Source organism: Vibrio sp. 779(2023) (assembly GCF_033344285.1).
GTDB lineage: Bacteria > Pseudomonadota > Gammaproteobacteria > Enterobacterales > Vibrionaceae > Vibrio > Vibrio alginolyticus.
Map to the genome: position 1 here is coordinate 1 of NZ_JAWPOM010000033.1, position 13,636 is coordinate 13,636.

Annotated in this window: 10 protein-coding genes; 3 read left to right on the forward strand and 7 right to left on the reverse strand. The window is 45.6% G+C overall.

Translation table 11 applies throughout. The annotated features are described in order from the left end of the window. Positions 1–683: 683 nt before the first annotated feature. The 4 genes from R8O70_RS23475 to zntR form a co-directional block, all read right to left on the reverse strand. Positions 684–2,819, reverse strand: coding sequence for a lysine decarboxylase CadA (locus R8O70_RS23475; RefSeq protein WP_258666952.1), 2,136 nt, complete (start codon positions 2,817–2,819; stop codon positions 684–686). 117 nt (positions 2,820–2,936) lie between these two features. After that, on the reverse strand, positions 2,937–4,280 hold the full coding sequence (gene cadB, locus R8O70_RS23480) for a cadaverine/lysine antiporter (RefSeq protein ID WP_005434864.1): 1,344 nt from the start codon (positions 4,278–4,280) through the stop codon (positions 2,937–2,939). A 691-nt stretch (positions 4,281–4,971) separates the two neighbouring features. After that, positions 4,972–6,534, reverse strand: a complete 1,563-nt coding sequence (gene cadC / locus R8O70_RS23485) for a lysine decarboxylation/transport transcriptional activator CadC (protein ID WP_086047087.1) — start codon at positions 6,532–6,534, stop codon at positions 4,972–4,974. 163 nt (positions 6,535–6,697) lie between these two features. Next, positions 6,698–7,096: a Zn(2+)-responsive transcriptional regulator gene (gene zntR, locus R8O70_RS23490; RefSeq protein WP_005382529.1), complete on the reverse strand. Its 399-nt coding sequence runs from the start codon at positions 7,094–7,096 to the stop codon at positions 6,698–6,700. Positions 7,097–7,361: 265 nt separating this feature from the next. On the opposite strand from zntR, the gene purH reads away from it, so the two are divergent. Next, a complete protein-coding gene (gene purH / locus R8O70_RS23495) occupies positions 7,362–8,954 on the forward strand; it encodes a bifunctional phosphoribosylaminoimidazolecarboxamide formyltransferase/IMP cyclohydrolase (RefSeq protein ID WP_158156991.1) in 1,593 nt (530 codons plus the stop codon). 194 nt (positions 8,955–9,148) lie between these two features. Then, entirely contained in the window at positions 9,149–10,438 is a 1,290-nt protein-coding gene (gene purD, locus R8O70_RS23500) for a phosphoribosylamine--glycine ligase (RefSeq protein WP_136977321.1), read from the forward strand. Between the two features lie 83 nt (positions 10,439–10,521). Here purD and R8O70_RS23505 read toward each other — a convergent pair whose 3' ends face one another. Further along, entirely contained in the window at positions 10,522–11,220 is a 699-nt protein-coding gene (locus R8O70_RS23505) for a DUF1481 domain-containing protein (protein ID WP_167415508.1), read from the reverse strand. 39 nt (positions 11,221–11,259) lie between these two features. Continuing rightward, a complete protein-coding gene (gene hupA, locus R8O70_RS23510; RefSeq protein WP_005382524.1) occupies positions 11,260–11,532 on the reverse strand; it encodes a nucleoid-associated protein HU-alpha in 273 nt (90 codons plus the stop codon). 253 nt (positions 11,533–11,785) lie between these two features. Here hupA and R8O70_RS23515 point away from each other — a divergent pair, with 253 nt between their 5' ends. Beyond that, positions 11,786–12,919, forward strand: a complete 1,134-nt coding sequence (locus R8O70_RS23515; protein ID WP_005382522.1) for a hemolysin family protein — start codon at positions 11,786–11,788, stop codon at positions 12,917–12,919. Between the two features lie 79 nt (positions 12,920–12,998). Here the strand turns inward: R8O70_RS23515 and R8O70_RS23520 are convergent, their stop codons facing one another. Continuing rightward, positions 12,999–13,586, reverse strand: coding sequence for a YjaG family protein (locus R8O70_RS23520; protein ID WP_158156995.1), 588 nt, complete (start codon positions 13,584–13,586; stop codon positions 12,999–13,001). Between the last annotated feature and the right edge of the window lie 50 nt (positions 13,587–13,636).

Consider the following 13,636-nt stretch of genomic DNA (forward strand, 5'->3'; position numbering starts at 1 on the left):
ATCATCAACGAGTGCCCACACAGATTGATAGGTTCTTATTTTTAAAGAGCTTTTCTAACATTTTCAGCAACTTAGTTACTCGTTGTTAGGGGTGCGTATCTTACTTCACACCGTGAGAGAGTCAAGCATTTTTTTCAAATTCTTTTTTCTCTCTTCCCGACTCGCTGTGTGACTTTCGTCTCACTCCGTGTCGGTGGATGCGCAGTATAGGGGGTTGAGAAATTAGCACAAGCGTTTTTTGCAAAAAAACTTTCAACCGCACAAATAACGAGCATTCTGCATAAATACTCAACGATCTTGTCTAATATTTCGGGTTTCAGAGGATCTTTTCATGATGAAACACCTGACTTCTGCATTAAAAGATCGCCGATTTCTTTGTGATTTTGATTGCTGATCTTATCTCTCTTGATTCTTTTTTCTTTTTCTATCTATATAAAGACGAAAAAAAGAGCAGAACGATAACGAACTGCTCTTTGGTCTTTGCTTTTTACTTGGGGTACTTCAGGTGAAGTCTTGGAAATTACTTCTTCTATATAGAAGAAAAGATCAGAGCATCCTTGCCCTTCTCTTTTACGACAGATTAGCTAGGGGTATATCTAAATGTCGTGGTTGTTCGATGACACATTGAGCTCGTAAGAGTGGAGCATGCTTGCATTCCCAATGGCGTCATCTTCGAGAGGAACTTAGTTCTTCAATACTTTTACGGTGTAGCTACCATCTTTTTGTTGGTACAGGCCGTGGATGTCGGTTTCGAAACCTGGGTAATGCGCACCGATCTCACAAAGCATCTCTAGGAAGTCCAGCACTGGGCGAGACTCTTGAGTCACCATTTCACCAGGAAGTACTAGTGGCACACCTGGAGGGTAAGGAAGGATCATGTTCGCACTTACGCGGCCAACCATTTCTTCCAGTTTGATTTCTTCTACGTTACCGCGAAGCTCTTCTTGCCATGCTGCGTGTGGTGTTACTTTCATTTCTGGAAGTACATCGAACGCTTTGTACATTAGTTCTGGTAGGTTGTATTTCTTAGTTAGGTCATGAATTGCTTGTGCCAATTCTTGAACGCGCATGCCTTCATAGAAGCTTGGATCTTCGTTATATAGCGAAGGAAGGAAGCTCTTGATGGTTAGGTTCAAGTCGTAGCCACGTTTAAATTCAGTCAGACCGCGTAGTAATTGCATTGCTTTTGATTTGTCGATACCGATTGAGAATAGGAACAACAAGTTGTATGGGCCTGTTTTCTCAACCACGATGCCGCGCTCGTCTAGGAATTTAGCCACCAGCGAAGCAGGAATACCTGATTCTTCTAGTTCGCCTTCTTTATTCATCCCCGGAGTCAGTAGCGTTACTTTGATTGGGTCAAGATACATGTGGTTGTCATCCATGTTCTTGAAGCCGTGCCATGTATCGCTAGGGTCTAGTTTCCAACATTCTGTGGTATCGATGTTTTCTGGTTGCCATACATCGAAGAACCAGCTGTCGCTTTCTGCTTCTAGGCGTTTGATCTCTTTACGGAAGCGGATTGCGCGATCGATAGAGTCTTGCATCAACTTCTTACCAGTGTTGCCGCGCATCATTGCCGCTGCAGTTTCAGTAGAAGCAACAATGCCGTACTGAGGTGAAGTTGAAGTGTGCATCATGAATGCTTCGTTGAAAGATTCTTTATCAAAGTCGCCTTTCACATGAATCATTGAAGCTTGTGAGAACGCAGCCAACAGTTTGTGTGTTGATTGTGTTTCGTAGAACACTTTGCCTGGCATCGCTTCACCACTCATACCACATTTACCTTCGTAAATTGGGTTGAAGTTAGTGTAAGGCACCCAAGCACTGTCGAAGTGGATGTGTTTACAATCTAGCGACTCTTTGATGAATTGTGTGTTGTACAGCAAGCCATCGTAAGTTGAGTTAGTCACTACTGCGTAAGTTGGTGCTATTGCACCTGGTGTTTTCGCCACTTTCTCTGCAATGACATCGCGGCTGAATTCGCTTTGTGGAATACCACCAAGGATGCCGTATGCGTTACGAGTTGGGCGGAAGTAGATTGGTGTCACGTCGCTCATCATCATTAGGTGAGTCAGAGATTTGTGACAGTTACGGTCAATCAGTACTGTGCTGCCAGCAGGTGCTGAGTACATACCAACGATTTTGTTCGATGTAGACGTACCGTTAGTTACGATGTACGAGCTGTCGGCATTGAATGTACGTGCGATGTATTCTTCTGCATCTTTATGTGGACCTGAGTGGTCTAGTAGAGAACCTAGTTCAGGCATTGAGATTGATACGTCCGCTTTGAATGTGTTTGGACCGTAAAAATCGTAGAAGATGCTACCAGCAGGGCTTTTCTGGAATGCAGTACCGCCCATGTGACCTGGAGTACAGAAGGTGTATTTACCTTCTTCTACGTATTTGAATAACGCTTTAGTGAATGGAGGCATAATGGCATCTTTGTATGCCTCAGTCGCTTGGTTGATTTTGATAGCGATGTCGTCAGCCATACCTAAAGCGTACTCGAAGAAGCTCACGTTTAGACGTAGGTCTGTTAGTGAAATGTCTAGAGTAGACTGTTCGTTAGCAAATGCGTGAACAGGCAGTTTTTCGTTGATTTGGCTGATACGTTCACATAGCTCTAGTGAGTATTTATCCCAGTCGAACAGCACACCGCAAATGCGTGGGTTCATCTCAATCATTTTGATCAAGTCTTTATCATCTACTGGGTAAACCACTTCGTAGCCCGCTTTCTCAAGAGCTGCGTGAAGTTGACGAACTGGCTCTTCTTTAAAGAACACACCCATGTGGTTCAAGATAGCGAATATATTCATTTGGACATCTCCAAGGCGAATGAGGGCGCTCTTTGCCATTTACAGGCAATGAGTAAGGTGAGCGCCGCGTGAATTTGGGTTTTATGGGCTGGCACCTTAGTGCCAGCGTTTTGGGGATTAGTTGCTTGCTTGGGCAGGCATGTCGTCAGCGTGCATTTTCACGTACTGAGCAAGACCTGCTTTTTTGCTGTAGAACATCAAGATAACTAGAGACACGATGAAGGTTGCTGTTAGCGTACCGCCCTCTGCACCCGCTAGTGCGATGAAGCAGAACAGACAAGCCACACCAGAGAACAGCATTACGAAGCCGTTGCGTGTTGTCATACCTTCGAAGCGAATCAAGTTAATGCTTGAGTAGAAGTAAGGCAGCATAGTTAGTAGAACCGCGTCAGTCGTTAGCTGGTTGAACAGGTCTGATGCGTGTGCTGTTTTAGAGCTGAAGAACATCAGTACAACCATCAGTGCAGTCATCTTGATTGACGCAAGGATTAGACCTTTCTTAGGCACACCGTTTTTGTCAGTTTCGCCGTAGATTTTAGGGAAGTTGCCGTCGTTTGCTGCACGTTTACCTGCTTCACCTACTAGCATCATCCAAGAACCTAGCGAAGTGAAACATGCTAGCGCTGTGAATGCTGATACGAATGGTGCTGTCCAGCTACCGAATAGCTCAGTGGTTGCTAATGCAAATGGCGCACCTGATGCCGCAACTTCTGACGCTGGGAACATGCCGCTGATCATTTGAGTTGATAGGATGTAAATCACACCTGCGATACCAGTACCCAACATAGTTGCTAGTGGTACAGTACGTTTAGGGTTTTCTACCATACCAGTCGATACCGCTGCTGATTCCACACCTACGAATGACCATAGACAGATAAGAACCGCTGTTACTACCGCGTGGCTGTCAGTGCCTGCTGATACGTTCCAGTTTTGGCTGTAAAGCGCAGTATCGAAGTGCGTCCAACCAAATGCGGCTGTACCAACAACTGGGATAAGGATAAGAACTAGACCAAGCGTACATAGACGGCTTACCCAGCTACCACCAAGTAGGTTGACGAAAGTGAAGATCCATACCGATGCAATCGTCGCAATACCTGCTGGGATTGGGTTATTAAGCACAGGGAAGAATACTGAAAGGTAAGAAACACCTGTAATGGCAATAGCCAGGTTACCAATCCAGTTCGCGTGGTAATAAAGAACGCCCGTTTGGAAACCAAATACCGGAGACACTTCGCCAGCATAAGCGATAGGACCACCTTCTTGTGGGTTTTTGGTTGCCAGACGAGCGTAAACAAACGCCAGACTCAGTGCACCGACCAAACAGATCAGCCAACTGAAGATTGAAACAGAGCCTACAGAGGCAAGACTAGAAGGTAATAGTGCGATACCACTACCCATCATGTTACCGGCTACGACACCCGTACAGGCAATAAGGCCGATTTTTTTCGCATTCGATGACATAACATCTCCAAATCTATTCTACTCGAGTCAACATGACTCAAACTGAATGGTAATTAGCGAGATGCTATGAGGAAGAACCTGCTCGACCTCGCTAAATTTCGAAGTGAAGACTACGCCCAAAAACTGAGAAAAAAATAAACTTGGGGTTATCAATAAAATGATTAGTTCATCAACATCAAGTTGAGATAAACATGATAAACACAAAAAAATAAAACTATATTATTCATACAGTTACAAGAAAAACATCAAACCTTCTACCGATAGATAAACTCTCATCAACTCGTTGGTCATCGCGATAAAAGTTATCAACCTCTATCAACTTCCCCATCCCGAAGGGTTAATTCCCTGAAGTGTTGATTCCATAAATCTCTCCCTGATCGCGCTTCTTGACCCAAGTCAATATTCATCTCGCATGCAAGAAGGCACCAAAATCATTCTCGCCACATAACTCATCCAGACACTTCATACAATCAATAGAGATAGAGATAGAGATAGAGATAGAGATAGAGATAGAGATAGAGATAGAGATAGAGAAGCAAAGCGGGTATGCATTCCCGTTGCAAGCTTGCGTTGTTAGCTCCTTCGTAAGTCATTGCCCCACCGCCCCACCCTTTTCACTTTTCGACAGCGACAAAAAAGCCCCTCATCGAAATGAGGGGCTAGCATTAGGCTGACGTTGAGTCCGAGAGAATTAAAGCATTCGAACGACAGAAGGGTGAACGGCGCGATACATGGCGTAATCAATCGCCTTCATGTTACTTGGGAAGACCAAGTTTTCGCACAGCAGGTACGTCTCAACCGACGTATCAATATAGAAAGCTTCACTGTAAGACTCACTGGCTAAATCCAGATCACCATCCAATTCGGCGTGCTTACCGCGAATCACATAGGAAAGCACTGAATCACGTAACCTCAATGCCTGTCCGAGATGCCGCTTGGCTAACGCCATGTCACCAATGATGGTTTCGTGCAGTGCTAAAGCTTCATAAATTCGCGGTTGAATTGGCCCCACCATCATTTTCACATTAGTCTCTAGTGCTTCACTGAGCTGCTGCATTCGCCCTTTCTTCAACTCCTGTGAGAAATCAAGTGCCTTTTGTACATGGTAAGCAATCAACAACTCAGCTTGAACGTAAGCATTATCCGGCTCGATTTCTAAAATGTTTTCCATCAAGTCGATACCTTGGCGGAATTGTTTAGTATCAGAGACATTAAGGTAATGGTTAGCCTGAACAAACAACTCCAACGCGTCGGGATTCATTGGCATTCCCGCCACCAGCATCGTAGATTTCAATTTGGCATCCGACACTTTCAGCACTTGCATCAAATCCAACGACGCTTGTTGAAGCACTGTCTTTAAATGACTACTGGTTAACGCGTATTGACGACTAAACAACACTTTCTCAGATGAGTTATTGCGATATTCCACCTCTAAAAAGCTGCCACCGTCATTCTCACGAACTCTCACCACAACCGATTTACCAGGCACAATGCCAGAAGTAAACGACGCCTTCTTTAGCATGACTCGGTAATCACTGACTTGAGCAATGTCGGACATCAACTTTTGGGCGAATCCGTCTGCCAAATCGTAGCTTAATCCTTCATTCGTAAAATTATCTTGAAACTTGAACTCAATCAGATGGGTATCGATGGCTTGGGTAATACGCACTTCCGATTGCTTGTAGGTAAACACGCCCATCACTACGACCAACATACTGATCCAGATGAAGTTCATAATTCCCAATCGCCAAGGACTGATTTTGTTTTTGCTCTGAGGGGCTTTTTTCTCTTTTGACATCTCGCAGACCGCGCGAGTTAGAGGACCTGCTGGAAAGGTAACGGCTGGTGCTATAGGTAGACAATCCTCTTCCGATTCTTCAACCGAAGGTGGGATCTCTTCATTTTGCCGATTTGTGACAAACTCTTCATGCGTCATAGTAACCACGTTCGCTACCAGCTTATAGCCACGCTTGGGCACCGTGATAACGTAGTTGGTATTTTCCTCTCGACCGTCACGCAGTAGCTTACGCAACTCAAAGATGGATTGAGTCACCACTTGATCGGTCACAATCGCTCCAGCCCAAACGTACTGAATCAATTCCTCGCGGTTGAACACCTCATTCGCATGCTCCGCTAAGAAGTGCAAAAGATTAATTAAGCGTGGCTCAACAGTAACTTCCCTATCTTGTCGATACAGCTTATTTTCATCAACGCTCAAAACCCAGTCATTGATTTGAAAATAGACTCCAACCATGTATGAAAACTCTCGTATCTACAGACAGCGTTACGGTAGGAATCAGACAATGGTCGATTCCTACAAGTAACTAAAGGCAAGATTATAGGTGGGAAAGCAGCGTGTACCTAGAAAAGCAAGTCGCCAAAAATGCAAACTTAAGTTAAGTGATTCAAGAATGAGACTACTCAAGTGCGGCAAGGATAGAGCAATGTGTGGCGTCATCGTCTGTATGACCACAACAAGCATCATTAATCTTCTTTAACGCTCGGCGAATTTTCGTCAGCTCGTTAATTTTCCCATCAATCAGCTCTAACTTAGCAGAAGTAATGGCTTTTACCTCTGCACAGCTGTGTTCTGTCGCTTCTAACTTAATTTCTAACAGGTCTTTAATTTCATCCAGACTCAAGCCAAGATCTTTACCTTTGAGGATAAAGTGCACCTGCTTTTGATTCTCTTCATCATACAAGCGGTAGCCTGATTCGCTTCGCCCTGCGGGTTTTATTAGCGCGTTTTTCTCGTAGAAACGCAATGTATCGGCAGTCACACCACAACGTTTTGCCAGTTCACCTATCTGAAACATAACTTTCCCTATTAACTATCTCGTTACTTTTAAAGCTAAAGAACGACTTTTTTGCAATTATTTTTGAGATGCCAAACGATTGCGCGAGCTTTTTTGTAATAAATTGGTTAGAATACGCGCCATCAAATGTGGAGACTGTTTTCTAACCAGAAAACACCCTGCAAAGGTCTTTACCAAAACTGGCCAATATTTTACCCCAAGAGGTAAAAACAAGTTCATTTTTGGCAAACATCTTTAACTCCGTGAATTTGAGGAAAATGGAAGCATGAATAACGCTCGTCCTATTCGCCGTGCGCTTATCAGCGTATCAGACAAAACAGGTATTGTTGAGTTTGCGCAAGCTCTTGCTGAGCGCGGTGTCGATATCCTATCTACTGGTGGTACAGCTCGCCTACTTGCCGAACAAGGCATCGCCGTAACCGAAGTCTCTGACTACACTGGTTTCCCAGAAATGATGGACGGCCGCGTTAAAACGCTTCACCCAAAAGTTCACGGTGGTGTGCTTGGTCGTCGTGGCCAAGATGATGACGTGATGGAAAAGCACGGCATCAACCCTATCGATATGGTTGTCGTTAACCTATACCCATTCGCAGAAACCGTTGCTAAAGAAGGCTGTACGCTTGCTGATGCGGTTGAGAACATCGACATCGGTGGTCCAACAATGGTTCGCTCTGCAGCGAAAAACCACAAAGACGTAACTATCGTGGTGAACGCTCACGACTACGACCGTGTTATCGCTGAAATGGACGCGAACGAGAAGTCTCTAACACTAGAAACTCGTTTCGACCTGGCTATCGCAGCATTCGAGCACACAGCATCTTACGACGGCATGATCGCAAACTACTTCGGCACTATGGTTCCATCTTACGGTGAGAACAAAGAAGGTGATGAAGAGTCTAAATTCCCACGTACGTTCAACCAACAGTTCGAGAAGAAGCAAGACATGCGCTACGGTGAGAACAGCCACCAAGCAGCCGCATTCTACGTTGAAGCAAACCCACAAGAAGCATCCGTTTCTACTGCTCGCCAAATCCAAGGTAAAGCCCTTTCTTACAACAACATCGCAGACACGGACGCAGCGCTTGAATGTGTGAAAGAGTTCAACGAGCCAGCATGTGTAATCGTAAAACACGCAAACCCATGCGGTGTTGCTCTAGGTAAAGACATCCTAGAAGCGTACAACCGTGCTTACCAAACTGACCCAACATCTGCATTCGGCGGCATCATTGCATTCAACCAAGAACTGGATGCTGAAACAGCAACCGCTATTGTTGAGCGTCAATTCGTTGAAGTGATCATCGCACCTTCTGTTTCTGCTGAAGCGATTGAAGTGGTTGCCGCGAAGAAGAACGTACGTCTACTTGAGTGTGGCGAATGGACAACGAAGACAACTGGCTTTGACGTGAAACGCGTGAATGGCGGTCTACTGGTTCAAGACCGCGACCAAGGCATGGTAAGCCTAGACGACCTAAAAGTGGTTTCTAAGCGCCAGCCAACAGAAGAAGAGCTAAAAGATGCACTGTTCTGCTGGAAAGTAGCGAAATACGTGAAATCTAACGCGATCGTTTACTCGAAAAGCGACATGACTATCGGTGTAGGTGCTGGCCAAATGAGCCGCGTTTACTCTGCGAAAATCGCAGGCATCAAAGCTGCAGACGAAGGTCTACAGGTTGAAGGTTGTGTAATGGCATCAGATGCATTCTTCCCATTCCGTGACGGCATCGACGCGGCTGCAGAAGCGGGCATCAAGTGTGTGATTCAGCCAGGTGGCTCTATGCGTGATGACGAAGTTATCGCAGCAGCCGACGAGCACGGCATGGCGATGATCTTTACCGGTATGCGTCACTTCCGCCACTAATCCTCTCGTCTTCACTGGGACGATAACTGCGTTGACGGCGTTCACTTATCCTAATCACATAGCATACTATGCTCATAGGAATAAGTTCACTTGTCGCCTTGTCCTCGTCCCATTGAATTAGAGAGGCCATACTCAGGTCTTTGCGAAATATCTGAGTTTGAGCAAACGGTATTTATAAGATTAAGGATTTTCATATGCGAGTTTTAATCATTGGTTCAGGCGGTCGTGAACATGCGCTAGGTTGGAAAGCGGCACAAAACCCAAATGTTGAGACTATCTTCGTTGCACCAGGCAACGCAGGTACAGCACTAGAGCCAAAACTAGAGAACATAAACATCGATGTAGAAGACATCACTGGCCTTGTTGCTTTCGCCAAAGAGAAGGCGATTGAACTGACTATCGTTGGCCCAGAAGCACCATTGGTTATTGGTGTGGTTGATGCGTTCCGCGAAGCGGGCTTACCAATCTTTGGCCCGACCCAAGCAGCAGCACAGCTTGAAGGATCTAAAGCGTTTACCAAAGACTTCCTTGCTCGTCACCAAATTCCAACGGGTGCCTACGCGAATTTCACTGAAATCGAGCCAGCTCTTGCTTACGTACGTGAGCAAGGTGCACCGATCGTAGTAAAAGCTGACGGCCTTGCTGCTGGTAAAGGCGTTATCGTAGCGATGACGCTAGAAGAAGCTGAGGATGCAATCAAAGACATGCTAGCAGGCAACGCATTTGGTGATGCTGGTAGTCGTGTCGTTATCGAAGAGTTCCTAGATGGTGAAGAAGCAAGCTTCATCGTGATGGTGGATGGTGAGAACGTTCTGCCAATGGCCACCAGCCAAGACCACAAACGCGTAGGCGACAAAGATACGGGTCCTAACACCGGTGGCATGGGCGCGTACTCGCCAGCTCCAGTGGTAACACAGGAAATCCACAACCGCATCATGGAAGAAGTGATTTACCCAACAGTACGTGGCATGGCCGCTGAAGGTAACCCTTACACTGGTTTCCTATACGCGGGTCTTATGATCGACAAAGACGGCACTCCGAAAGTAATCGAGTACAACTGCCGCTTCGGTGATCCAGAGACACAACCTATCATGATGCGCATGGAATCGGATCTTGTTGATCTGTGCCTAGCGGCAATCGACGAGAAGCTAGATCAAGCGGAATCGAAGTGGGATCCACGAGCATCGATTGGTATCGTGCTAGCAGCCGGTGGTTACCCAGCAGCGTACAACAAAGGCGACGTTATTTCGGGTCTGCCACAAGTTGAAATTGAAGGCGAAAAAGTCTTCCATGCTGGTACAGATAACAAAGATGGCGACATCGTGACAAACGGTGGTCGTGTTCTTTGTGCAACCGCACTTGGCAACAGCGTATCAGAAGCGCAGCAGCGTGCTTACGAGCTTGCAAAACAGATCCGTTGGGATGGCATGTTCCATCGCAACGACATCGGCTACCGTGCAATTGCACGTGAGCAAGAAAAATAAAAACAACATGAGTTGGCTAAAAAACAAAAGGCGCACTCAGCGCCTTTTTTATTGTTCTTGTTCGACAGAATTCGAAGCAATGTTTATTCAGAGATCAACGTTGGCCGAGAAACACAATCAAAGTCATCGTCATTGAGCATCAACAGTTCATCGACCATTGCTTTGTTTCGTGACTGCTTGCCGACAAAAGCCACATAACTGTCTACCGATGAGAGACGCTCGATAATAAATTTTGGCAACGTCTGATTAAACTCGAGTGTCGAGAACACCTTACCTTTGCAGGTTTCAAACGATTGACCATTCCAATAACCTTGAATAAGGCTCTGATTGTTACGAGACTGCGCCTTAACCGATGCCACTACGTCATTCGCTTCTGCTTTGTAGCGCTCTAATTGGTCATGCTGAAGTGGTAAGACTTTACGGTTAACACGATATTGTTGGTAAACCGCTTCGCCATCTTTATTGAAACGGATGTGGATTTGAAAAGGCACCAACTCTTGTTTGGTATCAACTTGCTCGCCTTTTCGAATCAACTCTCGCAACTCACCTTCATCCCAGCGATAATCACTCTGGAACCAACCATTGCCCCCCATAGTCACATAATCAGCCGCCGTACTCACACGAGTGAGTTTCTCTGTCATCCAGTACAAGCTGCTAGCATCTCCCGCAACTTTACCACCAGAAAAATGCGTGAATTGTTCTAAATTAGGAGTTTCAACCGACGAACAGCCAAAAAGGGTAAGGCTAGATAGGAGAAGTGAAGTGAGTAGATATTTTTTCATGAAATTGCACCGAGGCAGGATACCTCGGTGCATTCTAACTTAGTTTACTGATTCTTTCAGCGCTTTACCTGCTACGAATGCTGGTACGTTAGCTGCTGCGATTTGAATCTCGTCACCAGTCTTAGGGTTACGACCAGTACGTGCAGCGCGGTGGTTTACTTTGAATGTACCAAAACCAATTAGTTGAACTTGGTCACCCTCTTTAAGTGCGCCAGTTACACCATCAAGAGTCGCTTCAAGAGCAGCTTTTGCTTGTGCTTTTGATAGGTCTGCTTTCTCTGCGATAAAGTCGATTAATTGGGTCTTGTTCATTAGGTTTCCCTTCTCATAGGTTATCGAATTCGTCTCACTCTAAAACATAAATGCCCCATCTGGCAAAGGTTTGTAAGCGATCTTTCGATTTTCTGACGTACTTTTAGCCATAATATGAGTAATAACTCACAATTTGTTACCACATACCCCCTGAAAACCCTTGCTTTCCAAGGTATTTGGACCAATTTATAAGTCACTTTTGCGGTTATAATAGCTGCAAATAACCACTATCAAACTACATTCAAGGGCAACTATGCTGCTGTTATCCATTTATATCTCTATTGCAATCGGCATTTCGTTTATCTGTTCGGTGCTGGAGGCGGTACTGCTGAGTATCAGTCCGAGCTACATTGCGCAGCTCAATCAACAGGGGCATCCCGCAGCTGGGCAATTGGCTAAGCTGAAATCAGATATCGACCGACCACTGGCATCTATTCTGACTTTAAACACCATCGCTCACACTATCGGCGCGGCCACTGCTGGTGCACAAGCTGCGGTTGTATTTGGTAGCGAAGCATTAGGTATCTTTTCGGCAGTGCTGACATTGGCGATCTTAGTGCTTTCAGAAATCGTACCGAAGACGATTGGCGCGACCTACTGGCGTCAGTTGGCACCCACTGCCGCGGTCGCATTGCGTTGGATGGTATGGGCGCTTACACCCTTTGTTTGGTTCTCAGAGCAAATCACCAAGCGTCTTGCTCGTAACCACGAAGCTCCAAAGATGCGTGATGAGCTGTCTGCAATGGCGATTCTGGCACGTGAAAGCGGTGAGTTTGCCGAGGGTGAATCAAAAATCTTAAGCAACTTGCTTGGCATCCAAGATGTACCCGTAACGCAGGTTATGACGCCACGACCAGTAGTATTCCGTGTCGATGCCACAATGACCATCAATGAGTTCCTAGAAAAACACAAAGATACGCCTTTCTCACGCCCATTGGTTTACAGCGAGCAGAAAGATAACATCATTGGTTTTGTGCATCGCCTTGAGTTGTTCAAACTACAACAATCAGGTTGTGGACAGAAACAGTTGGGAGCAATCATGCGCCCAATTCAAGTGGTGCTAAACAATACCACTTTACCTAAAGTATTCGACCAGATGATGACTCATCGCTTACAGCTGGCACTTGTTGTTGATGAATACGGTACCGTGCTAGGTTTGGTAACGTTGGAAGATATTTTTGAACACCTCGTAGGCGAGGAGATCATCGACGAAGCAGATAAAAGCACTGACATGCAGGAGCTGGCTTACCAACGCTGGGAAAGCTGGAAAGAAATGCACGGCGTAATCGAAAGCCGCGATGACGATGAAGAAGATAATGAGCCGGAGAAGCAGGATAAAGAGCCAGAAGCTCAAGAGCCACCGAAACCCGACTCGAAAGAATCGTAATCAGCATTAGGTATAACAGCTTAAACGCACAAACAAAAAAGGCATCCAGTTAGGATGCCTTTTTCTATTTATTCAACGATTAAAGTGCAATACCGATGTTGCTCATACCTTCTTCACGTAGCTCTTCACGCAAATCTTTAATCAAGCTGATGTCACGTTCTACCGCTTCACGCAGCGGACGGAAGATAGCCCACTGGACGTCCCACTCTTCACATACGGCTTCGTTTTCTTTCTGGTTGTCGTTAGTGATTGGCTCTGCGCCTTGTGCTTGCTCTAGATCAGCAACGGTTTGTACCGACTGTTGACTCACTTTAAGCATTGAATCGAAAAGGTAGTCGCGGTCCAATAGACCATGCAGTAACGTAGACAACCCCTGACACGCGTCCATCGCTGGGTAAACGCCGTAAAAATCGAACTCATCCGCACTTGGGAACAACTCTTCTAACTTCTCCAATTGACGTTCGAAGTTAATTTTCGCGTTCTTAACTGTCAAAATTTCCCATACACTATCAAGAATCGCTCGGTAAGCACGCGGGTCAGCAAATTCTGTATTCTCACAAAACATCGCATAGTTTGGATACATGCGTTCACACAGACACGCCATAAAGGTAATTTGTTGCCAAGGTTCTAGTTTTTCTAAACGAACCTGAAGAGGATTCTTAAGCATAGTCACTCAATCATTGAAGAAAAAAACAGCGAAAGTGTACTTGATTCATC

Bases quoted from the DNA above. Each gene is read 5' to 3' on its own strand.
- R8O70_RS23475 (WP_258666952.1), bottom strand. From the start codon at position 2,819: ATGAATATATTCGCTATCTTGAACCACATGGGTGTGTTCTTTAAAGAA.
- cadB (WP_005434864.1), bottom strand. From the start codon at position 4,280: ATGTCATCGAATGCGAAAAAAATCGGCCTTATTGCCTGTACGGGTGTC.
- cadC (WP_086047087.1), bottom strand. From the start codon at position 6,534: ATGGTTGGAGTCTATTTTCAAATCAATGACTGGGTTTTGAGCGTTGAT.
- zntR (WP_005382529.1), bottom strand. From the start codon at position 7,096: ATGTTTCAGATAGGTGAACTGGCAAAACGTTGTGGTGTGACTGCCGAT.
- purH (WP_158156991.1), top strand. From the start codon at position 7,362: ATGAATAACGCTCGTCCTATTCGCCGTGCGCTTATCAGCGTATCAGAC.
- purD (WP_136977321.1), top strand. From the start codon at position 9,149: ATGCGAGTTTTAATCATTGGTTCAGGCGGTCGTGAACATGCGCTAGGT.
- R8O70_RS23505 (WP_167415508.1), bottom strand. From the start codon at position 11,220: ATGAAAAAATATCTACTCACTTCACTTCTCCTATCTAGCCTTACCCTT.
- hupA (WP_005382524.1), bottom strand. From the start codon at position 11,532: ATGAACAAGACCCAATTAATCGACTTTATCGCAGAGAAAGCAGACCTA.
- R8O70_RS23515 (WP_005382522.1), top strand. From the start codon at position 11,786: ATGCTGCTGTTATCCATTTATATCTCTATTGCAATCGGCATTTCGTTT.
- R8O70_RS23520 (WP_158156995.1), bottom strand. From the start codon at position 13,586: ATGCTTAAGAATCCTCTTCAGGTTCGTTTAGAAAAACTAGAACCTTGG.